This window comes from Alphaproteobacteria bacterium (assembly GCA_015231795.1).
GTDB lineage: Bacteria > Pseudomonadota > Alphaproteobacteria > Rhodospirillales > WMHbin7 > WMHbin7.
The window spans coordinates 146125-168215 of sequence record JADGAX010000004.1; the positions used below are offsets into that span (position 1 = coordinate 146125).

Annotated in this window: 20 protein-coding genes; 9 read left to right on the top strand and 11 right to left on the bottom strand. The window is 62.4% G+C overall.

Annotated features, from left to right (window positions below):
* Position 1 precedes the first annotated feature (1 nt).
* From HQL44_10715 to mdh, 7 genes are read right to left on the bottom strand one after another with little or no spacing between them, the layout of a single operon-like run.
* Positions 2–406 (bottom strand): hypothetical protein, encoded by a 405-nt coding sequence (locus tag HQL44_10715; protein MBF0269050.1) that lies wholly within the window; start codon positions 404–406, stop codon positions 2–4.
* A 35-nt stretch (positions 407–441) separates the two neighbouring features.
* Positions 442–579, bottom strand: a complete 138-nt coding sequence (locus tag HQL44_10720) for a hypothetical protein (protein ID MBF0269051.1) — start codon at positions 577–579, stop codon at positions 442–444.
* A gap of 53 nt (positions 580–632) precedes the next feature.
* Entirely contained in the window at positions 633–1829 is a 1197-nt protein-coding gene (gene odhB, locus HQL44_10725; GenBank protein MBF0269052.1) for a 2-oxoglutarate dehydrogenase complex dihydrolipoyllysine-residue succinyltransferase, read from the bottom strand.
* A 3-nt stretch (positions 1830–1832) separates the two neighbouring features.
* A complete protein-coding gene (locus HQL44_10730; protein ID MBF0269053.1) occupies positions 1833–4805 on the bottom strand; it encodes a 2-oxoglutarate dehydrogenase E1 component in 2973 nt (990 codons plus the stop codon).
* Between the two features lie 48 nt (positions 4806–4853).
* Positions 4854–5729, bottom strand: coding sequence for a succinate--CoA ligase subunit alpha (gene sucD, locus HQL44_10735; protein ID MBF0269054.1), 876 nt, complete (start codon positions 5727–5729; stop codon positions 4854–4856).
* 1 nt (position 5730) lies between these two features.
* Positions 5731–6927, bottom strand: a complete 1197-nt coding sequence (gene sucC / locus HQL44_10740; protein MBF0269055.1) for an ADP-forming succinate--CoA ligase subunit beta — start codon at positions 6925–6927, stop codon at positions 5731–5733.
* A 28-nt stretch (positions 6928–6955) separates the two neighbouring features.
* A complete protein-coding gene (gene mdh / locus HQL44_10745; GenBank protein ID MBF0269056.1) occupies positions 6956–7915 on the bottom strand; it encodes a malate dehydrogenase in 960 nt (319 codons plus the stop codon).
* Between the two features lie 169 nt (positions 7916–8084).
* Here mdh and HQL44_10750 point away from each other — a divergent pair, with 169 nt between their 5' ends.
* The gene (locus HQL44_10750) at positions 8085–9359 is read left to right on the top strand and encodes an ABC transporter substrate-binding protein (protein MBF0269057.1); all 1275 of its coding nucleotides are present in this window, start codon (positions 8085–8087) and stop codon (positions 9357–9359) included.
* Between the two features lie 2 nt (positions 9360–9361).
* Here the strand turns inward: HQL44_10750 and paaX are convergent, their stop codons facing one another.
* Positions 9362–10294 (bottom strand): phenylacetic acid degradation operon negative regulatory protein PaaX, encoded by a 933-nt coding sequence (gene paaX / locus HQL44_10755; protein MBF0269058.1) that lies wholly within the window; start codon positions 10292–10294, stop codon positions 9362–9364.
* A gap of 216 nt (positions 10295–10510) precedes the next feature.
* On the opposite strand from paaX, the gene HQL44_10760 reads away from it, so the two are divergent.
* The 8 genes from HQL44_10760 to HQL44_10795 all read left to right on the top strand — a co-directional run bounded on the left by HQL44_10760 (position 10511) and on the right by HQL44_10795 (position 18403).
* Positions 10511–11659, top strand: coding sequence for an ABC transporter substrate-binding protein (locus tag HQL44_10760; protein MBF0269059.1), 1149 nt, complete (start codon positions 10511–10513; stop codon positions 11657–11659).
* 75 nt (positions 11660–11734) lie between these two features.
* The gene (locus tag HQL44_10765) at positions 11735–12610 is read left to right on the top strand and encodes a branched-chain amino acid ABC transporter permease (GenBank protein ID MBF0269060.1); all 876 of its coding nucleotides are present in this window, start codon (positions 11735–11737) and stop codon (positions 12608–12610) included.
* The gene (locus HQL44_10770) at positions 12610–13548 is read left to right on the top strand and encodes a branched-chain amino acid ABC transporter permease (GenBank protein MBF0269061.1); all 939 of its coding nucleotides are present in this window, start codon (positions 12610–12612) and stop codon (positions 13546–13548) included. Before HQL44_10765 ends, HQL44_10770 begins: the two co-directional genes overlap by 1 nt.
* Positions 13545–14306 carry an ABC transporter ATP-binding protein gene (locus HQL44_10775; protein MBF0269062.1) on the top strand — a complete coding sequence of 254 codons (762 nt, stop codon included), beginning with the start codon at positions 13545–13547 and terminating at the stop codon, positions 14304–14306. The genes HQL44_10770 and HQL44_10775 overlap by 4 nt, the downstream gene beginning before the upstream one ends.
* Positions 14306–15010, top strand: a complete 705-nt coding sequence (locus tag HQL44_10780) for an ABC transporter ATP-binding protein (GenBank protein MBF0269063.1) — start codon at positions 14306–14308, stop codon at positions 15008–15010. The genes HQL44_10775 and HQL44_10780 overlap by 1 nt, the downstream gene beginning before the upstream one ends.
* A gap of 71 nt (positions 15011–15081) precedes the next feature.
* Positions 15082–16296 (top strand): 6-phosphofructokinase, encoded by a 1215-nt coding sequence (locus HQL44_10785; GenBank protein ID MBF0269064.1) that lies wholly within the window; start codon positions 15082–15084, stop codon positions 16294–16296.
* Between the two features lie 248 nt (positions 16297–16544).
* Entirely contained in the window at positions 16545–18116 is a 1572-nt protein-coding gene (locus tag HQL44_10790) for a pentapeptide repeat-containing protein (protein ID MBF0269065.1), read from the top strand.
* Positions 18113–18403: a (2Fe-2S) ferredoxin domain-containing protein gene (locus tag HQL44_10795; GenBank protein MBF0269066.1), complete on the top strand. Its 291-nt coding sequence runs from the start codon at positions 18113–18115 to the stop codon at positions 18401–18403. Before HQL44_10790 ends, HQL44_10795 begins: the two co-directional genes overlap by 4 nt.
* Here the strand turns inward: HQL44_10795 and HQL44_10800 are convergent.
* Genes HQL44_10800 through HQL44_10810 form a run of 3 tightly spaced genes read right to left on the bottom strand, consistent with a single transcriptional unit; the run spans position 18400 to position 22012 of the window.
* The gene (locus HQL44_10800) at positions 18400–20205 is read right to left on the bottom strand and encodes a hypothetical protein (protein ID MBF0269067.1); all 1806 of its coding nucleotides are present in this window, start codon (positions 20203–20205) and stop codon (positions 18400–18402) included. The two genes, HQL44_10795 and HQL44_10800, sit on opposite strands and share 4 nt — an antisense overlap.
* Positions 20202–21008, bottom strand: coding sequence for a MinD/ParA family protein (locus tag HQL44_10805; protein MBF0269068.1), 807 nt, complete (start codon positions 21006–21008; stop codon positions 20202–20204). The genes HQL44_10800 and HQL44_10805 overlap by 4 nt, the downstream gene beginning before the upstream one ends.
* A complete protein-coding gene (locus HQL44_10810; protein ID MBF0269069.1) occupies positions 21005–22012 on the bottom strand; it encodes a GTP-binding protein in 1008 nt (335 codons plus the stop codon). The genes HQL44_10805 and HQL44_10810 overlap by 4 nt, the downstream gene beginning before the upstream one ends.
* Positions 22013–22091 lie beyond the last annotated feature (79 nt).

Sequence of the window (22091 nt, forward strand, 5' to 3'; positions counted from 1 at the left end):
CTTACTTCTTGACGGGCGCCTTCTTGACCACCTTCTTGGCCGGAGCCGGAGGAGCGGTCAGCACCTTGTTGGCCTCGGCGACCAGGGCATCGACCTGAGCGTCGCTGGCCTTGGACGTGCAGGCGGTCGCCAACTGGTCGCGCAGCTGGCCAGCCTTGTCGAACTGGGTGGGGGTGAGCTTGGTGTAAGCCCCCAGAATGGCGCCATCCAGCTTCTTCAATTCAGTCTGGCACTTGGTCAGCGCCGGAGCAGCCGCCGGAGCGGGCGCCGCAGCCGCCTTGGCCGGAGCCGCGGCAGCACTGTCCTTGGCGGCATTGTCGGCCACGAACTTGTCCATCGCCTCGCCGCCGCAGGCGGCCAGGCCAAAACAGATCAACGCTACCGTGGAAATTTTCTTGAACATCATACTCCCTCCCTTTTGTTTCGTAGAAACGCTGGTGCTTACTTCTTGCTGGATTCCTGTACGGCTTTGTCGTTCATGTCCTTCAGATCCTGCATCAACTTGGTGCCGCTATCTCCCAGATAGCAGGCCGACAGACCCAGGCAGACCAGAACGACGGTGGTGACTTTGCGCAGCATCGACTTCTCCCTTTTGACACGCGAAGCTGACGTTTAGGGAAACCGGAAAAGAGTTAGATATCAAGAAGAATCCGCTGGGGGTCTTCAATGCACTCCTTGACCCGGACCAGGAAGGAGACGGCTTCCCGCCCATCGATGATCCGGTGATCGTAGGAAAGAGCCAGATACATCATCGGGCGGGCCACGATCTGGCCATTCACCACCATCGGGCGCTCCTGAACTTTATGCATGCCTAATATGCCGGACTGGGGCGGGTTCAAGATGGGGGTGCTCATCAGCGACCCGTAAACGCCGCCATTCGAAATGGTGAAGGTGCCGCCCGTCAGGTCGTCCAGGCCCAGCTTGCCGTCGCGCGCCTTTCTGCCCAAATCGCCGATGGTCTTCTCGACCTGAGAAAAGGACAGTTGGTCGGCATTGCGCACCACCGGCACCACCAAGCCTTGGGGCGTGCCGACGGCGACGCCGATGTCGTAATGGTTTTTGTAGACCAGTTCGTCGCCGTCGATCTCGCCATTGACGGCGGGGAATTCCTTCAGGCCCACAATGGCGGCCTTGACGAAGAAACTCATGAAGCCCATGCGCACGCCATGTTTCTTTTCGAAACCGTCCTTGTACTGGTTGCGCAGGGCCAGCAGGGCCGTCATGTCCACCTCGTTGAAGGTGGTCAGCATGGCCGCCGTGTTCTGGGCTTCCTTCAGGCGCTCGGCAATGCGCTTTCTAAGCCGCGTCATGCGCACGCGTTCCTCGTTGGCCTGGGGCGCGCGGGGCGCCGCCGGGGCGGCAACGGGCTGCGGGGCGGCGGCGGGCGCTGGTTTCTTCTCGAGGTGATTGACCACGTCTTCCTTGGTCACCCGGCCATCCTTGCCGGTTCCTGAAATCGCCGATGCGTCCAGCTTGTGCTCTTCCACCATGCGTTTGGCGGCGGGCATCAAGGGGGCGGCTTCGGGCTGGACGGCAAGCACGGATGCGGGTGCTGCGGCAACGGCGGGCTTGGGCGCGGGCTGCGCCCCCGCCTTGGCGTCCACGCTGCCCAGAAGCGCGCCGACGCCGACATTGGACCCCGCAGGGGCGTCGATAGCGGCCAGAACGCCCGAGGCCGGAGCGGGCACTTCGACCGTGACCTTGTCGGTTTCCAACTCGACCAGCGGCTCGCCCGAGGCCACGGCCTCGCCAACCGCCTTGAACCATTTGGCCACCGTGGCTTCGGTAACCGATTCGCCAAGCGCCGGAACGGTGATGGGACTGGCCATGCTCTACCTCTTGACGGTGATGCGTGATAAGGGGGTGGCGCGCCGGAATGGCTGCGTCAAACTGTCGAAGCTCCAAGCCAGAGCCTGATCGACCAACTCGGCCTGTTCCTGCACATGCTGGCGATGCCAGCCGGTGGCTGGCGAGGCCGACGCCTTGCGCCCGGCGTAATAGGCGTGACGATGTTTGTGGCCCACTTCATCAAGCGCGAATTGCAGGCGGGGCAGCACGAACATCCAGGCTCCCATATTGGCCGCCTCTTCCTGGCACCAAATGACCCTGGCGTTGGAATAGCGCGCCAGTTCCTTCAACAGGTGGTCCTTGGGCCAGGGATAAAGCTGCTCGACGCGCAGGATGGCGACATCCTTAAGGCCGCGCTTGGCGCGTTCCTCGGCCAGATCGTAATAGACCTTGCCCGAACACAGCACCACGCGCTTGACCGACTTGTCGGCCACCAACTCCTCCTTCTCGGCCAGCAGGCGCCAGAAGCGCGAGCCGGGTCCGAAATCGGCCAGCGGGCTGACGCAGGCCTTGTGCCGCAACAGCGACTTGGGCGTCATGACGATCAGGGGCTTCCTGAAATTGCGCCGCACCTGGCGACGAAGCGCATGGAAGAAATTGGCGGGCGTGGTGCAATTCAACACCTGGATATTGTCCTCGGCGCACATTTGCAGATAGCGTTCCATCCGGGCCGAGGAATGTTCCGGCCCCTGGCCTTCCATGCCGTGCGGCAACAGCATGACCAAGCCCGACATGCGCAGCCACTTGCTTTCGCCCGATGAAATGAACTGATCGACCACCACCTGGGCGCCGTTGGCGAAATCGCCGAACTGGGCTTCCCACAAAACCAACGCATGCGGCTCGGTGGTCGAATAGCCGTAATCGAAGCCCAGAACGCTGGCTTCCGAAAGCGGCGAATCGATCACTTCGAAACGGGCCTGATCGGGCGACAGATTCGACAAGGGCGCAAAGCGCTTTTCGGTCGTCTGATCGGTCAGCACGGCATGGCGCTGCGAAAAGGTGCCGCGCCCGCAATCCTGGCCCGACAGGCGCACCGGCGTCTTTTCCATCATCAGCGTGCCGAAGGCCAACGCTTCGCCGGTCGACCAATCGATGCCTTGGCCCGATTCAACCGCCTGCTTCTTGGCTTCAAGCTGGCGCAGGATTTTCTTGTTGGCGTCGAAACCCTGGGGCACCACGCATAGTTTGGCGCCCACTTCCTTCAAACGCTCAAGCGAGACGGCGGTCGGCTCGTCGCGGAATTCCTCTTCCTCGCTCAACTGGGCCAGCCCCTGCCACTTGCCTTCCAGCCAATCGTCCTTGTTGGTTTTGAAACTCTGCGCCGCCTGATATTCCGCTTCCAGCATGGACAGGAACTTGTCGTACATGGCCTTGCCGCCCGCCTGATCCAGCACGCCCTGGCTGGCCAGCTTCGCGGCGTAGATGGTGCGCGTCGTCGGGTGGGCCGCGATCTTTTTGTACATCTGAGGCTGGGTGAAGGCGGGTTCGTCGGCCTCGTTATGGCCCTGGCGGCGATAGCAGACCATGTCCAGCACCACGTCGGCCTTGAAGGTCTGGCGGAATTCGGTGGCGATTCTGGCCACATGCACCACCGCCTCGGGATCGTCGGCGTTCACATGGAAGATGGGGGCCTGCACCATCTTGGCGACATCGGTGCAATAGGGGCTTGAGCGCGAGAAGCGCGGGCTGGTGGTAAAGCCGATCTGGTTGTTGATGACGATATGGATGGTGCCGCCCGTCATGTAGCCGGTCAGTTGCGACAGCGCGAAACATTCCGCCACCACGCCCTGGCCCGCGAAGGCGGCGTCGCCATGTAGCAGCACGGCCATCACCTGGCTGCGCTCGGCATCGCCGCGCTGGTCCTGCTTGGCCCTGACCTTGCCCAGCACCACCGGATCGACGATTTCCAGATGCGAGGGATTGGGCGTCAGCGACAGATGCACGGTGTTGCCGTCGAATTCGCGGTCAGCCGAGGTGCCAAGATGATATTTCACGTCGCCGGAACCTTGCACATTCTCGGTGTGCGAGGGATTGCCCTGGAATTCCGAGAAGATGGCGCGGTAGGGCTTGTGCAGAATGTTGGCCAGCACGTTCAAGCGGCCGCGATGCGCCATGCCGAAGATGATTTCCCTAAGGCCCATCTGGCTGCCGCGCTTGATGATCTGCTCGATGGCGGGAATGACCGTCTCGCCGCCTTCCAGGCCAAAGCGCTTGGTGCCGGTATATTTCACCTGCAGGAATTTCTCGAAACCTTCGGCTTCGGTCAGGCGCTCCAGGATCGCTTGCTTGCCCTTGTCGGTGAATTCCGTGCGGTTGCCGACATTTTCGATGCGCTTCTGAATCCAGGCCTTCTGATCAGGATCCTGGATATGCATGAACTCGACGCCGATCGAACCGGCATAGGTCTCCTTCAAGACCTGGGTGATCTGGCGCAGCGTGGCCGTTTCCAGGCCCAGCACGTAATCGAGAAAGATCGGCCGGTCGAGATCGGCCTCGGTAAAGCCGTAGGTCCGCCAGTCAAGCTCGGGATGGGGCTGCGGCTCTTCCAACTGCAAGGGATCGAGATCGGCCAGCAGATGGCCGCGCACGCGAAAACTGCGGATCAGCATTAGGGCGCGGATGGAATCCAGCGTGGCGGCGCGCACCTGTTCGGGCGTGATGCCTCCCGCCTTGGCGTCCTTGCCCTTGGCGGGCGTTGCCGGCTTGGCGTCGGGATCAAGGCTGCCGATCACCTTGGCGTCCGAAGGCCGCCAACTGGCACCTTGCAAATCCTTCAGCACATTGGGAGCGCTGTCGGCCAGCTCTTGGAAAAACGAAGCCCAGCCCGGATCGACAGAGGCAGGGTTCTCGGCCCAGCGCGATTGCATCTGGGACAGAAACACGGCGTTGGCGCCGTATAGGGCGGTTGGGTCCAAGTGCTGGTGCTCTCCGAATTTGATTTTGTTATTGCCGGTCATGGGGAGGCCTCTCCCGCCTCCCCACACCGGTTTAATGGGTATTGCCTCTCAGCCTTTCAAGAGCTTGACCATGGTGCTGCCCAGCGCCGCCGGGCTTTCCGCCACGGCAATGCCTGCCGAACGCATGGCTTCCATCTTGTCGCCAGCCGTGCCCTTGCCGCCCGAAATGATGGCTCCGGCATGGCCCATGCGCCGCCCCGGAGGAGCGGTCACGCCAGCGATGAAGCCGACGACGGGCTTCTTGATCTTGGAACGCTTCAGGAAGTCGGCAGCCTCTTCTTCGGCCGAACCGCCGATTTCGCCGATCATAATGATCGACTGCGTCTCGGGATCGCTTAAGAACAGGTCCAGGCAGTCGATGAAGTTGGTGCCGTTGACCGGATCGCCGCCGATGCCGATGCAGGTGGTCTGGCCCAGACCGGCGGCGGTGGTTTGCGCCACCGCTTCATAGGTCAGGGTGCCCGAGCGCGACACGATGCCGACCGACCCCTTCTGATGGATATGGCCCGGCATGATGCCGATCTTGCAAGCGCCCGGCGTGATGATGCCCGGGCAGTTGGGTCCGATCAGACGGGTCTTCGACCCGGCCAGCGCCCTTTTCACCCGCACCATGTCCAGCACGGGAATGCCTTCGGTGATGCAGACGGCCAGTTCGATTCCGGCGTCCATGGCTTCCAAGATGGCGTCGGCCGCGAAGGGCGGCGGAACATAGATCGCGGAAGCGGTGGCGCCGGTGGCGGCCACGGCGTCGGCCACCGTGTTGAAGACCGGCAGGTCAAGATGCTTGGTGCCGCCCTTGCCGGGTGTCACGCCGCCCACCATCTTGGTGCCATAGGCGATGGCCTGTTCGGAATGGAAGGTGCCCTGCGCGCCGGTAAAGCCCTGGCAGATCACCTTGGTCTGTGCATTAACGAGAACGGCCATCTTACTTAGCCTCCTTGACGGCCTTGACCACCTTTTCGGCGGCGTCGGCGAGATTGTCGGCTGAAACGATGGGCAGGCCGGAATCGGCCATGATCTTCTTGCCCAGCGCCACGTTGGTGCCTTCCAGACGCACCACCAGGGGCACGTTCAGGCTGACTTCGCGGGCCGCCGCGACGACGCCCTCGGCGATGACGTCGCAACGCATGATGCCGCCGAAGATGTTGACCAGAATGCCTTCGACGTTCGGGTCGGACAGGATGATCTTGAAGGCGGTGGTGACGCGCTCCTTGGTGGCGCCGCCGCCGACGTCCAGGAAGTTGGCAGGCTCGCCGCCATACAGCTTGATGATGTCCATGGTGGCCATCGCCAGACCGGCGCCGTTGACCATGCAGCCGATGGAACCGTCCAGCTTGATGTAGTTGAGCGAATGGCGGGCGGCTTCCAACTCGGCCGGATCCTCTTCGCTTTCGTCGCGCATTTCTTCCACCGCCTTCTGGCGGTAAAGCGCGTTGTCGTCAAAGTTCATCTTGGCGTCGAGCGCGATCACCTCGCCCGCCCCCGTGACGACCAGCGGATTGATTTCCACCACCGAAGCGTCGAGGCCCAGGAAGGCTTCGTACATGCCCGAGACGAACTTGGTGAAAGCCCCCACCTGCTTGCCCTCAAGCCCCAGCCCGAAGGCCAGCTTGCGGCAGTGATAGCCCTGAACGCCGGTCACCGGATCGATGGCCTGCTTCAGGATTTTTTCAGGCGTATGGGCCGCCACTTCCTCGATCTCCATGCCGCCTTCGGTCGAGGCCATGATGGTGACCTGCGACGTGGCGCGGTCGATCAGCATGCCGAGATACAGCTCGCGCTTGATGTCGCAACCGGCCTCGATATAGAGACGCTTGACTTCCTTGCCGGTGGCGCCGGTCTGTTTGGTGACCAGTACGCCGCCCAGCATTTCGTTGGCATGCGACTTGACCTCGTCGACCGACTTGGCCAGACGCACGCCGCCGCCCGAGCTTTCCTTGCCCTTGAACTTGCCCTTGCCGCGTCCGCCAGCGTGGATCTGGCTTTTCACGACATAGACCGGACCCGGCAGAGACTTCGCCACATCCTCGGCCTCCTTGGCCGAATAGGCGACGCCGCCTTGCAGCACGGCCACGCCGTACTTGGCCAAAAGCTGCTTGGCCTGATACTCATGGATATTCATCTAAAACGTCTCCTTGCCCTTATTGATCTTATCCCATCAGCCCCTTGGCGGTGGCGATCAGCGCCCGCACCGCATTGGCCGACTTGTCGAAACCGGCCTGCTCTTCGGCATCCAGTTCGATCTCGACGACGCGCTCGACGCCCTTGGCGCCGATCACCACCGGCACGCCCACGAAGATGTCGTCTGGCTGCTTGTACATGCCCTTCTTGACCAGGGCGGCGCAAGGCAGCACGCGCTTCTTGTCCTTCAAGAAACATTCCGCCATCTCGACGCCTGCCGCGGCGGGCGCATAAAAGGCCGAACCGGTCTTCAGAAGATTGACGATCTCGGCGCCGCCGTCGCGGGTGCGCTGGATCATGGCGTCCAGCTTTTCCTGCGTCGTCCAGCCCATCTTCACCAGATCGGGCAGCGGGATGCCGGCAATGGTCGAATAGCGGGCCAGCGGCACCATAGTGTCGCCGTGACCGCCCAGCACGAAAGCCGTCACGTCTTCCACCGAGACGTTGAATTCGCGGGCCAGGAACAGGCGGAAACGCGCCGAATCAAGCACGCCAGCCATGCCGACGATCATGTGGGCGGGCACGCCCGAGGCTTCTCTAAGCGCCCAGACCATGACGTCCAGCGGGTTGGTGATGCAGACGATGAAGGCGTTGGGGCAATTGGCCTTGATGCCAGCGCCCACCGATTGCATCACTTTCAGATTGATGCCGACCAGATCGTCGCGGCTCATGCCGGGTTTGCGCGGCACGCCAGCGGTGACGATCACCACGTCGGCGCCCTTCAAATCGGCATAGTCGTTGGTGCCGCTATAGGCGGCGTTGCAGCCTTCGATGGGCGTCGACTGGGCGATGTCCAGCGCCTTGCCCTGGGGAACGCCTTCGGCGATGTCGAACATCACGACGTCGCCCAGTTCCTTAAGGCCGATCAGGTGAGCCAATGTGCCGCCGATATTGCCGGCGCCGACCAGTGCGATCTTTTTGCGTGCCATAGAAGAACCTCAAAGCTCTGGGTTTCGGATGGAAGAGAATGCCTGTGCTTGATCAAGCAAGGCACCCCACTTATGGGTGGTGCCTTACTACCTCGTTTCCCTACCCAACGCAAGCACCTGGAAACGGCCAGGATGGACATTCCTGCCCCATCCATGCAACATCAGGAAGATGCTGACTTATTTCCGTTATTCCTTACGCCATGTAAAGCGCATTTCGCGGCCAGCCATCATATTGCTGGCCGCCCACGCATTTTTCTGCCCGCAGGCAGGCCAGGCTGCGGAAATCTTGAAGCTGGGCTTCGTAACCTCGCTCAGCGGCGGCACGGCCAATCGAGGCCAGGATTTCGCGGACGGATTCAAGCTGGGACTGAAAGGCCTGGGCGGAAGGCTTGGCGGGGTCGAGACGGATTTGATCCTAATCGACGACCAGGGCCAGCCGGAAGCCGCCGTCAAGGCTGTCGGGCGCATGATCGAGCGCGAGCATGTGCATCTGATCAGCGGACCTGCGTCGCCGGAGACCGTTCTGGCGGTTGCGGCAGCGGTCAAAACAGATGGCGGCCCCTTATTCGTCAGCCCCGCCTTCGGACCCGTCTCGCTGGCCGGAGCGGATTGCCGTCTGGGTTTCTTCTCGCTGGTTCCCTCGGACGACGTGTTTGCGGAAACCTTGGCTCGCGCCTTGGCCAGTGAATCGCCGGGCGGCGCAGTGGCAGCCCTGATCCCCGCCAATGTCTTGCGGGCGGCTAGGCAGGCGGAAACCATGCGCGCCCTTCTGCCCGACCTGGAACTGCTTGAGACGGCGGCTGGCGAACTTGTTTTCGACAAATCCTTTCAGGCCATCAAGGCGAGCCAGCCCAGAAGCGTCGCGGTTCTGCTGGGCGGCGGCGTTGGCATTGGCTTTCTGCGCCAGATGCACGCCAAAAGTCTGAAAGGCGGCAAGACCGTTTACGTCGACTGGCCCTTGATGGAACCAGCCCATTTGCAGGCCCTGGGCGAAGCCGCCATCGGTTTAAGGACGATTGCGCCCTGGGCCGACGATGCCGAGAACCCCATAAGCCACAAATTCGCAACCGATTTCGAGGACGAATATAGAACGCCGCCGTCCAGTTTCGCAGCCCTCGGCTACGATCTGGCCCTGCTTCTCGATCAGGCCGTCAAGAACATGGGCGGCCGGGTGGCCGAGCGCAGCCAGTTCGCCAAGGCCTTGGCCAATTCCCAAGTGCAAGGCGCCAGAGGGCCGGTCCGCTTCGCCAACAATCACTTCGCGCTAACCCCCTTGCATCTGCGCGAGGGGATGCGCGACGCCAAGGGACGCCTGCTGGCTGGCCGCAAGTCGGCTGTTGTCGCCAGCGTCGACCGACATGCGGGGGCCTGCCGCCTGACGGCGCCCGAGGCTCCGGCGCCAGAAGAAACCAGCAACGCAAAGAAGCCCGTAAAACGGCCTTAGCTTTAGCGAAGGATGCCGCCAAAGCGGAAGAAATAGGATGGATGCAAGGGAGGCAGAGGGCCTTCCGCCGTCTCCAATCCGTTCATCAGTTGCGCCTCGGCGCCTTCGTGCAAATGGGTGTAAATCTCCTTGCACAGCCGCCGGGCCTGGGTTCCGGCCCATTTCTCGGGCAGCAGTTCGCTGGGCAGCAAGGGATCGCGCAGCAGCACCCGGCGAAAATCGTGCAGCATCAAGATGCGAAGCGCAAAAGCGGTGGCCGAATCTGGTTTCTCGCCCGCCGCCAACTGATCGAGAACCGGTTTGAAGCGGGACAGAAAGCCCTGATAGCCCTTGGACAGACCGTCCAGGTCCCAGCTTTCGCGCACCAGTTCCTTCAGGGCCTGCGCGCCTTGGGGACGCACATGGCGCGACTTCATCACCACCACGTCGTCGATCATTTCATGCGTGTCCAGCGTGGCCGCCAGTTCGGCGGCGTCCGCATTGGGATGCGCCAGCAAGTTTGGCCCCACTTGGCCGAACCCCTGCCAAGCCAGTTCGTTGCGCAGCAGGTCGCGCCGCTCGGTCGAAACGCCGCCTGTCAAAATCAGCACCAAATGCCAATCGCCGTCCCAGGCGATTTCCAAGGGGGCGTAAATGCGCCGGTAAGCCGCCTCGAAGCGCCGCCAGCCGATTTCCGTCAGGCCATAGGTCGAACGCCGCCCGATGGGGGTCGCCTTCAGCCATTCGTCCTTGATCAGACGAAAAACCGCCGTGCGCACCATGCGCTCGGACATGCCCAAAGGCTCCATCAGCCCGATCAGGTTGCCCAGCCACACCGTGCCGCCATGCGGGCCGATGGCGTCGCCATAGACCGTGACGATCAGCGACTTGGCCCGGGGCTTCAACTCCGCAAGCAGCTTATGGGTAAGGGCGATCAGACGGGGCTTGGCATTCACGGCGAGAAAAACTTTCGAAACGAGGCGGCCACAAGAAACTCATACGCAGAATCAAACCTTTGACCAATAGGAAATCGTGTCCATAATGCCCGATGCGCCGTTGGTCCGGCAATATGATACAGATTTTGCTAGCTTCAGGCAAAAAATTGCGGCAAAATGGTACTACAAAGCCGGATTAACGCGGCACGAACAAGTTTATGGGAGGATTGGATGAGCATGAAATCGTGGAAAAACCTTGCCTCGGCGGCTGCCGTGGCCCTGACCGCCTCTTTCGGCGCGGCCCAGGCGGCTGAACCCATCAAGATCGGCGCGTTCCTGTCGGCTACCGGCCCAGCCTCGTTCCTGGGCGACCCGGAAAAGAAGGTGTTGGAAAAGTACGTCGCCGAATACAACAAGGCGGGCGGCATCATGGGCCGCAAGATCGATCTGATCCTTTATGACGACGCGGGCGCCGCCGACAAGGCCTCCAGCTTCGTCAAGCGCCTGATCGAGAACGACAAAGTCGATGTGATCGTCGGCGGTTCGACCACCGGCACCACCATGGCGGCCGTTCCCCTGGTCGAGGCGGCGGGCGTGCCCTTCATTTCGCTGGCGGGCGCCGTCGTCATCATCGAGCCGGTGAAGAAGTGGGTCTTCAAGACCCCTCACACCGACCGCATGGCGGCTGAAAAGATCTTCACCGACATGAAGAAGAAGGGCATCACTAAATACGCCATGATTTCCGAGAACGCCGGTTTCGGCAAATCGGGCCATGACGAAACCTTGAAGGTGCAGGGCAATTACGGCATGACCCTGGTTGCCGACGAAACCTATGCCCCCAAGGACCCCGACGTCACGGCGCAGTTGACCAAGATCAAGAACACGCCGGGCGTTCAGGCCGTCATCAATTGGGGCTTTGGCCAAAGCCCGGCAGTGGTGACCAAAAACTACAAGCAGCTTGGCATTTCGGCGCCCCTGTACCAGTCGCACGGCGTGGCCTCGAAGGACTATATCAAGCTGGCTGGCGATGCCGCCGAAGGCGTTCGTCTGCCCGCCGCCGGTCTGGTGGTGGCCAACCAACTGCCTGACAGCGACATGCAAAAGGCCGTCGTCGTGAAATTCCAGAAGGAATATCAGGCCGACTTCAAGGCCGAAGCCTCGACCTTTGCCGGTCACGCCTTCGACGGTCTGCAAATGGCGCTGGCCGCCATGCAGCGCGCGGGCGGAACCGACAAGGCCAAGGTCAGGGACGAGATCGAGAAGACCTCGGGCTATATCGGCACCGGCGGCACCGTCCATATGAGCGCTACCGACCATATGGGCCTCAATCTCTCGGCCTTCCACATGGTCGAGATCAAGAAGGGCGACTTCGCTCTTAGCAACTGATCTCACGTCATTTGATGAGTGATCCTTCGCCCTGTTTGCAAGCAGGGCGAAGGAAACTCGACAAAGGGGCTATCCATGCTTTCGGCCTTTCTCCAATTCCTGATTTCAGGGGTGACCGTGGGCGCCATCTACGCGCTGTGCGGCCTTGGATTCTCGATCATCTACAACGCCAGCCACGTGATCAACTTCGCCCAGGGCGAGTTCATCATGATCGGCGCCATGAGCGCCGTGGCGCTGGTCGATGCGGGCGTGCCCATGCCGCTGGCCATCGTGCTGGCCATCCTGGTCACGATGGCCGTGGGCGTTCTGCTGGAGAAACTGGCCGTCGAACCGGCCAAGCGCGCCAGCGTCACCACGCTGATCATCATCACCATTGGCGCCTCCATTTTCCTGCGCGGTCTGGCCCAAGAAGTGTGGGACAAGAATTTCCATAAACTGGAACCCTTCACCGGCGAGGTGCCGATCAACCTTCTGGGCGCCGTCCTGATGCCGCAGACCCTGTGGGTTCTCGGCGTAGCGGTCATCGTCATTCTGCTTCTGGCTTGGTTCTTCAACCGCACGCTGGAAGGCAAGGCCATGCTGGCCACTTCGTTCAACCCGCTGGCCGCCCAATTGATGGGCATCAACACCAAGCGGGTCCTCATGATCAGCTTCGCCCTTTCGGCGGCCTTGGGCGCCATCGGCGGCATCGTGATCACGCCCATCACCTTCACCGCCTACGACAACGGCATCATGCTGGGGTTGAAGGGCTTCTCGGCCGCCGTTCTGGGCGGCCTTGGCAACGGCATGGGCGCCGTGGTGGGCGGTTTGGTCGTCGGCATCGCGGAATCGATGGCGGCTGGCTACCTGTCCAGCGCCTATAAAGACGCCGTGGCCTTCGTCATCATCCTGGCCGTGTTGATCTTCCTGCCCAACGGATTGTTCGGGCGCAAGGGAACGGAGCGCGTGTGATGAAGGGCGTGTCTCGCTGGGCAGGACTTGGCGCCCTGGCCGTTTTTCTGGCCGTGCTGCCGCAAGCGCTGCCCAATAATTATTACGTCGACATCGCCGTGCTGGCCGGGTTCAACGCCATCATCTGCGTCGGCCTTAATCTTCTGATCGGCTATGCGGGCCAGATCAGCCTGGGCCATGCGGGCTTCTTCGGCCTGGGGGCCTATAGTTCGGCGGTGCTGGTCACGCATCACGGCTGGTCGCCCGTGCTGGCGCTGCTGGCCGGCGCCGTCCTGGTGGGCTTGATCGCCTTTGCCATCGCGCGCCCGATCCTCAAGCTGAAGGGCCATTATCTGGCCATGGCCACGCTGGGCATCGGCATCATCATTTCCATCGTCATCAACACCGAGGCGGGCGTCACCGGCGGACCCGACGGCATCGCGGCGGGTCCCTTCACCCTGGGCGGCTTTACCCTGCAAGGCGAGCGCGACTGGTATTGGGTGGTGGCCTGCCTGTTGCTGCTGACCATCTGGCTGGCCACCAATCTGGTCGATTCGCCGGTTGGCCGGGCCTTGCGCGCCCTGCACGGCTCCGAGGTGGGCGCCGAAGTGGTGGGCGTCGATACCACGCGCTACAAGGTCATGGTCTTCGTGGTCTCGGCCGTCATCGCCAGCGTGGCGGGCAGCCTGTTCGCCCACTATGTTCCGCAACTGACGCCGACCAAGGCCGACTTCTTCAAGTCGATCGAGCTGGTCACCATGGTTGTCTTCGGCGGCATGGCCTCCACTTTCGGCGCCTTGGTGGGCGCCGCCTTCCTGACCACCTTGCCGCAATTCCTGACCGTGTTCGAAGATTACGAGCCGATCATCCTGGGCGGCATCATGATGGGCACCATGATCTTCATGCCCAAGGGGCTGGTTCCGACCATCGCCGCCTTCATCCAGCGGAGGCGCTCATGACGCTCCTTCGGGTCGAAAACCTAAGCAAGGAATTCGGCGGCATTCATGCCGTGTCGGAATTGTCCTTCGTCATCAATCCGGGAACCATTCATTCGATCATCGGCCCCAATGGTGCTGGCAAGACCACGCTGTTCAACCTGATCACCGGCGTCTACACGCCCAGCCTGGGCACGATATTGTTCGACGACAAATCGACGGCGGGCAAGGCGCCCTACGAATTGGCCAAGCGCGGCATGTCGCGCACCTTCCAGAATTTGCAGATATTCTTCAACATGACGGCCATTGAAAACGTCATGGTGGGCAGGCATCTGCATCTGGACCAACGCTTCTTGCCCTCGCTATTGCGCCTGCCCGGCATTGCCAAATCTGACGCTCTGGCCCGCGAGAAATCGGCGGAACTGATGCGCTTCGTGGGCCTGGAAGCCTATCTCGACGCCGATGCTGACGCCATGCCCTACGGCGCACTCAAGCGCCTGGAAATCGCCAGAGCCTTGGCGGCCGAACCCAAGCTGTTGCTGCTGGATGAACCGGCCGCCGGATTGAACGCCACGGAAAGCCGCGAAATCGACGAGGTGATCGTGAAGGTGGCGCAAAGCGGCGTTACCGTGGTGCTGGTCGAACATGACATGAAGATGGTGATGGGCATTTCAGACCATATTCTGGTGTTGGATTACGGCAAGAAGCTGGCCGAGGGCACGCCCACCGAGGTGCGCAACAACCCCGCCGTGGTGGCCGCCTATCTGGGGGGTGCCCACTGATGATGGAAATTCGCGGAATGGTCAGCCACTATGGCCGCATTCAGGCCCTTTCCGGCATCGACCTGAAGATCGAAAAAGGCGAGCTGGTGGCCCTGGTCGGCGCCAACGGAGCGGGAAAAACCACCATGCTGCGCGCCATCTCGGGCGTGCAGCCGATGAGCCAGGGCGCCGTCTGGTTCGAAGGCCAGGACATCACAAGGCGCAAACCGTCCGATCGCGTCGCCATGGGAATCGCCCAGGTGCCGGAGGGCCGTCAGATTTTCGGGCCTCTGTCGATCGAAGACAATCTGAAGCTGGGCGCCTATCGCCGCCGAGGCCCAGACGTCGCCGCCGATTTGGAAAAGGTCTACGCCCAATTCCCGATCCTGAAACAGCGCCGCGACCAGCCTGCGGGCAATCTGTCGGGCGGCCAGCAGCAAATGCTGGCCATTGGCCGGGCGCTGATGAGCCATCCCAAGCTGCTGCTGCTCGATGAGCCGTCGATGGGCCTGTCGCCCTTGCTGGTCGAGGAAATCTTTCGCACCGTGGTCGAACTGAAATCGCAAGGCACCACCATTTTCCTGGTCGAGCAGAACGCCACGGCGGCCCTGGCCATCGCCGATCGCGGCTATGTCTTGGAAACCGGCAAGGTCGTGCTGCAGGGCACAGGGCGCGAATTGCTATCCAACGATCAGGTCAAGGCCGCCTATCTGGGCGGCGTGTAGCCCGCAGTAGCCAAACCCACCCCGTCGGGTATAGGCTTCGCTCCTTGGTGGAGCAAGCAGGGGACTTGACGATGTTGGAAGGCAAAATTCTGGTGGCGCAGGGCGGCGGCCCGACGGCGGTCATCAACCAGTCGCTGGCAGGCGTGGTCATCGAGGCGCGCAAGTTTTCGACCGTGACGCAGGTTTACGGCGCCTATCACGGCGTGCGCGGCATCGTGAACGAAGACTTCATCGACCTGACGCAGGAAACCACCAACAATCTGGAACTGGTGGCCAACACGCCCGCTTCCGCCCTGGGTTCCACCCGCGACAAGCCTGACTTGGCCTATTGCCAGGAAATCTTCAAGGTCTGCAAGGCCCACGAAATCACCACCTTCTTTTATATTGGCGGCAACGATTCCTCGGACACCGCCCGGATCGTCTCGGAAGAAGCCAGCAAGGCTGGCTACAATCTGCGCTGCTTCCACATTCCCAAAACCATCGACAACGATCTGGTGATCAACGACCACACGCCGGGCTTCGGCTCGGCGGCCCGTTTCGTGGCGTCAGCCTTCGCAGGCGTCAATCTCGACAACCGCGCCCTGCCGTCCGTCTATATCGGCGTCGTCATGGGCCGGCATGCGGGCTTTCTGACCGCCGCCTCGGCCTTGGGCCGCAAATACAATGCCGACGGCCCGCATCTGATCTATCTGCCCGAGAAGAATTTCAGCCTGGACCGTTTCATCGCCGACGTGAAGCGCGTTCACGACGAGCATGGGCGCTGCATCGTCGCTGTTTCCGAAGGCATTCACGACGAAACGGGCGAGCCGATCATCAGCAAGCTGATGCAAAAAATCGAACGCGACGCGCATGGCAACGTGCAATTGTCGGGCACCGGGGCGCTGGCCGACCTTCTGACCGATCATGTCAAGAAGACGCTGGGCGTCAAACGCGTGCGCGGCGACACGTTCGGCTATCTGCAACGCTCCTTCCTGGGTTGCGTTTCCGACGTCGATCAGCGAGAAGCCCGCGAGGTTGGCGAAAAGGCCGTGCAGTACGCGCGCTGGCGCGATTCGGACGGTTCGGTGGTCATCGAGCGCACCGGCTTCTATTCAGTGGAATATCACCTGAAGCGCCTCGACGAAATCGGCGGCAAAACCAAGGTGATGCCCGACAATTTCATCGTGCCCGAGGGCAACAACGTGACCCGCGACTTCCTGATGTATTGTCGCCCGCTGATCGGTTCGGGCATGCCCGACGCCTTCCATTTGCGCAATTACAGGGTGCCCAAAATCCTGAAGCAATGAGGTGATAGCCCGATAAGGTGCCGAATGCCGTCTCATTAATGACGATTTACAGCGTTAAATAGGCGCGGGCAGAGTCTGTTACGACTCTTTTTAGATGCGCTCGAACTGTGATAGAACAGTGAACGGCACCTTAAAGGCAGCTATTCGGAATCATGTTGAACGCCACGGCGCAAACCGCCCCACCTCCTAATTTCAAGTGGGAATCGCAGCGCATCCTTATTTTGGATAAGGATGATCAGTTTCGATTCATGGCCCGAACCTTGTTCCAGCGCCAACGCACCAGCGAAGTCCTGAGCACCTCCTCGATGGCCGAAGCGGTGCTGCATCTGATGGCGTCGCCGGTCAGCGCCTGTCTGGTCGGGGTGGCCGAAAACGAGCCGGGCGGCGTCGAATTCCTGCGCTGGCTGCGCGACCGCAAGGCAAGCCCCTGCCCGGATGTGCCGGTGACGGCCTTGACCGATTCCAAGAACCCCGCCTTCATCCAGAAAATCTGTCGCTTCGGCATTGAGGGTTTGCTGCGCAAACCAGTCTCGCAGGAGGGGCTGACCAGACGCGTCAGCCAGATGATCATCGAACCGAAGCGCATGGTGATCGCGCCGGGCTATCTGGGACCCGACCGGCGGATCATTGACAACAGCGAGGCTTTTGGCGGACCAGAACGGCGACGCCCATCGGAACCTATCTTGGCCGAGGATCGTCCAAGACCCGCCGTCGTGATGGCCCCCGCTGCAAAGCGGCCCGAGCCGCCCAAAGCCCCAACCACGCCAATCGCGCAAGCGCCAAAGCAGGCCAGCAATCCTGTTGCGCCCGTCCCCCTATCGCCGATCCCTGCGCCCGACAGGCCCAAGGCTCCGCAAGCGCCGCCCCTGACCGTTGCCGCCAAACCGGCGGCTGCGCCTGCAGCCCCAGTGTCCGCCGCGCCAAAACCAGCAACCCCAGCGGTCGCCGCGGCAATTGCCGCCTTGCCGCCGCTGCCCCCGGTACCGCAATTCAAGCAGGCTGCAGCGCCCGAAGCAAAGCCAGCGCCCGCCAAAACGTCGGCCCCGGCCCCCGTCGCCAAACCAGCCGCCGCCATTGCTGTCCACAAGCCAGTCGGCGCGGGCACGAAGCTGGAACTGGGCGAAGCGCCGCCCCTGGCCGCGAAAACCGCCGGGACAAAATTGGACATGGGCGCGCCGCCCGTTCAAGCAGCCAAACCCGCGATGGTTGCCGCCGCGCCAGTTCCGCCGCCCGCCGCCCCTGCCCCACCACCCAGGCCCAAGGTAAAGCCGGTCAAACTGGCCTTCGACCTGAACGGCGTTCTGGACGCGCACCGCACTTGGGTTCTGTCGCGCGGCACTGAAGGGGGACGGGCCGCCCTTTCCCGCCAGGTGATGGTGGGGGTCGATCTGTCGGGCGCCATTCTGACCCAGGCCGACCTGACCTATTGCCGCATGACGGGCGCGGAATGTTCCGAGGCCCGCCTGGACGGCGCCGATTTGCGCTATGCCGAGATGGCGGGGGCCGACTTGACCGAAGCGGTGCTGGGGGCTGCGCGCCTGCGCCACGTCAATCTGGAGGGCGCCAAGCTGAAAGGCGCCAATCTGCGCGGCGCCGATCTATCGGGCGCCGACCTGCGCGGCGCCGATTTGGAAGGGGCGCAGATGCATGGCGCCATCATGCTAGATACGATGATCAACGACACCGATCTTTCCTCGGCCGAAGGTTTGACCCAGGCCCAGATCAACAAGACCAGGCGCAATATGCAAACCAAACTGCCGCCGGGCGTGCGCCTGAATCTGGGCGAAGACGAACCGGCCATGGCGGCGGCGGCGACGTGAGCGAACGTCCTAGCGGCATCGTCGTTTGCATCAACAACCGTTTCACGGCCAGCCGACCTTCCTGCGCGCTGGGCGGCTCGGAAGCCATCGCCGATGCTTTGGAACAGGGCCTTCTCGAGCGCGGCTTGGCGCTGACCGTTGAACGCTTGCATTGTCTGGGCGAGTGCGCCAAAGGCCCCAATCTGCGTCTGACCCCAGGCGGACGTTTCTTCCATCACACCAAACTGGCCGACGTTCCGGCCATCCTAGACGAGATCGAGAAAATTCTGAAGGATGGTTCGTTCTAAACTTCGACGCCGGGTTTGCGCTTCGATTTTGGAAAATCCAGCTTGGGCGTGTCGACGAAGCGGGCGCTGGCCTGAAACACCACCGTGCCTTGCAGACCCGAAGCCGAGGTGACGTTCTCGACGATGCGGTTAAGCCCAAAGCGCATCTCGCTGGGCAGGGCCGCAGGCGTGCGGATGATGAAATCGATCTTCTTTTCAGGCCCGCGCATCAGCCCGTCGATTTGCATGGGGCCGAGTTTCGATAAATCGAGATCGACGACGAATCGCGTGCCGCCGCCCTTGCCCTTCCTGCCGCCCTGTCCTTGCGCATCGTCCACCTCATCGGGCGTGTTGCGCACGTTGAGTTGAATGGCTTCGATATGCTGCCCATTCATCATGGGAATGATGTGGCTGCTCCAATTGCCCGACGAGGTCGAGCGCGGACGCGCCGATATTTCCGCCAACTCGCCGAATTCGGATTCCAAGCGCTTGACCAATTCCCGCCCGCTTTTGCGTTCGATCGATTCGATGGTTCTTTCGCCCAGCCAGGATTTGAGGTCGCCTTGGCGCACGGCCCCCATATAGGCCGCCATGTTGGCGGCCAAGCGCGGCGTCAGGCTGGGCAAGGCGGCCAGCAGCCGCTGAGCGCCAGACGGATCGCTGAACTTCAGCGCATCAAGCGTTTCCTCCATCGCAGGCCAAGCCGAAGAAGCGTAAGGCGTGCTTTGCGCCAGGGCGGCGTCCTTGACCGCCTGCGGGGGAATGGGCTGCCCCACCACCTCCAGCGTCAATTTCGTCCCCGGCGTCATCGGCCCGGCATTGATGGCCAGCAGCCCGGCATTGGTGGCCACGATCGGCTGCCCGTTCGACGTGTTGGGGGCCACGGTGCCGGTCAGAAGCAGCGGCGCAGCCGCCGGACGCTGACTGATATTGGGATTCTCGGGCGGCATGAACAATGTGGGCGAATAAGGCGCCCAGTTGTCGCGGCTGGTCGACATCCAGGGCGTGGGCGCCACTGGCGCCGCCACCGGCGCTTGCTGCGGCGCAGGCTGCCTGCCTTGCATATTCATGCCGAATTGCAGCGTGGCGTCGCGAGCACCTTGCGACTCAGCTCCGGCCGTGGGCGCGGCAACAGCGCCAGCCGTTTGCGTGGCGACTGCTTGTGGTATGCCCGGTGCGGGTATGGCGCCCGTGGCCAAAGATGGATTGGTCTGCGCGGCCGCCTGCCCGGCCAGGGCCTGCGAGGCGGCAGGCGGCGTGACCGCCACGATGCGCACGGCAAGTTGGGTGCCAGGCTGCCAGGGTTCGGCCAAAGAGGTCTGCAAACCCTGCCCGGATTCGGTCGAGGCGAGAACCGTAGCGGGAATCCCCGCCATCGCCGGAGCGGTGGGCGTGCGCACCGTCGCCGCCGCGTCCGCCTGCAGCTGGGCGTTGTTTTGCGCGCCCGCCACGCCGGGAACGGCGTTGGGCAATTGCGTCGCCTGCGCCTGGGCCACCGGCTGGCCATCGACCGCCATGATGCGAAACTGCGCCGACTGGTCGCCGATCTGATTGACCTGCAAGGTCAGTTGAGTTCCCACCGCCAGACTTTGCGGCACGGAAAGGCGCAATTGGAAATTGCCGGTGTCGGTAGACAGGGTCAGCAGGCCCTTGGCGTCGATCTGCGAGATGGTGGCGTTGAAGCTCGCCCCCGGCGACAGATTAAAGATATCCAGGGGAAGGGCGCGCGATTGCGCGCTGGCCGCCGTCGTCAAAGTCGTTTGCGCATTCTGAATGTCTTGAATGCGCTGCAACAACTCGGGCGTGACGGCGGGAGGGATCATGGCAGAGGCGAGCTCAAGAGTTGTTCGGCGATCGCCTCGACATCCTGCGCCGCTTCGGCATTGGGCGAGCGGATCAGGATCGGCGTTTGGCTGCGGATGGTGTCGCGAACCTTGGTGTCCCTGCGCACCACACCCGCCAGCGGGGGACTGAATTTCAAGAAGCCCTCGCAGGCTTTCTTCAGCGTGGCGAAGGTGCGCTCGCCCTCGCGCACGGAATTGGCCATGTTGATGACGATGCGCAGATCAAGCCCCGGACGCTCCATATGCATGACCTTGATGAAGGCGTAGGCGTCGGTCAGCGATGTTGGTTCGTCGGTGCAGACCACCAGCACGGTAGCTGCCGTTTCCGCCAGCATGCGCACGGTTTTCTCGACGCCCGCCCCCAGATCGAGCACCACCTGGTCGTAGGCGCCGCTCAACAGCACCAGATCGTCGGTCAGAAGTTGCAAGCGGCTTAAGGGGATGTTGGCCAGGCTTCCCGAGCCTGAGCGCCCGGCGATGACGTCGAAGCCGCCTTCCGGAAAATTGGTGGCCGCTTGGTTCAGCGTCAGCCTTCCCGCGATCACGCCGCCCAGATCCTGCCTTGGCATCAGGCCCAATTGAATATCGACATTGGCCAGACCAAGATCGCCGTCGAACAAAAGCGCTCGTTGATTCTTGCGGGCCATGGCATGGGTCAAGGTAATGGCGAACCATGTCTTACCCACGCCTCCCTTGCCGGACGCGATCGCCGTCATGTTGCGTCCCTTGGGCCTGGCCTGCGGACGATGGGCAAGCGTGGGGGTGATCGGCGGTATCGTCATGTCAGGGCCTCGGAATAAGAGGGATGTTCGTGCAGGGCATTGGCCACCTGCTCGTCGGGATCGGCGATCAGAAGGCGGGCCAGGGAAACGGGATTAAGCGCCACCAAACCGCTGGCGACATGCGGGCTGACGGCCACTTCGCAGAACATGGCTTCGGCACTTGCCGCCGCCGCCAGCACGGCACCCAATCGGCGCGTGGCGTCAAGCCTTGTCGCCAGCAGGCGCGTGACGCCAAGGCCAGCATAGATTTCGCCCATCTCGCTGGCTTCGGAAGAATCGCCGCCCGCCGCCATCACCATGATCGGCTCGGCCTTGCTGGCTTCCACCAGATCGGCCAGATAGGCATGATCGCGGTCCTGAAAGGGATTGAGGCCGGGCGAATCGATGAAGGTCAGATCGTAAAGACCGGCATTGTCTTCCAAAAGACGCTTCAAGGCTTCGGGGCCTCTTGCCACCTTCAATTCGATATCCATGATGCGGGTGAACGATGCCAGTTGCTCGACCACGCCCGCGCGAACGGAATCGGTGGTGATGACGCCGACCCGCCTGCCCTTCATCACCGAGCGTGCGGCCAGCTTGGCCACCGTGATCGTCTTGCCGCCGCCGGGCGGCCCCAGCAAGATGAAAGGACGCGGCGCACTTTTATCGGGCAGCGGCGCAAAAATGAAATTGGCGTCCAGCGCCGCGGCGCAGGCCATGACGGGATCTTCCGAATCCACCGCCGCCGCCGCCACCACCAAACGCTCGATCAAGCGTCCCGGCACGCCGTGAAACGCCAGGGCTTGGCGCACTGCCTCAGAGATGAAGGGGCGCATGCCGCCGCCCAGCATGCGCTCGATGGCGTCTTCCTCGGCGTCCGAGCTTTCCAGCGCCGCCGTGATATGCACCTCGCCCGTATCCGGGTCTTTCTGGGTCGAAACGATGATCGCCTCGTCGCCCAGCTCGCGGCGCACGGTCTGCATGGCCTCCGCCATGCCGGGAGCGGTAAACGTTTTAAGACGCATTATATCTGCCCCTCAAACGCCGGGCGTTCGCGCCGCTCACTTGGCTTGCGCGCGCATCGGCGCGCGGGGCCACAATGGC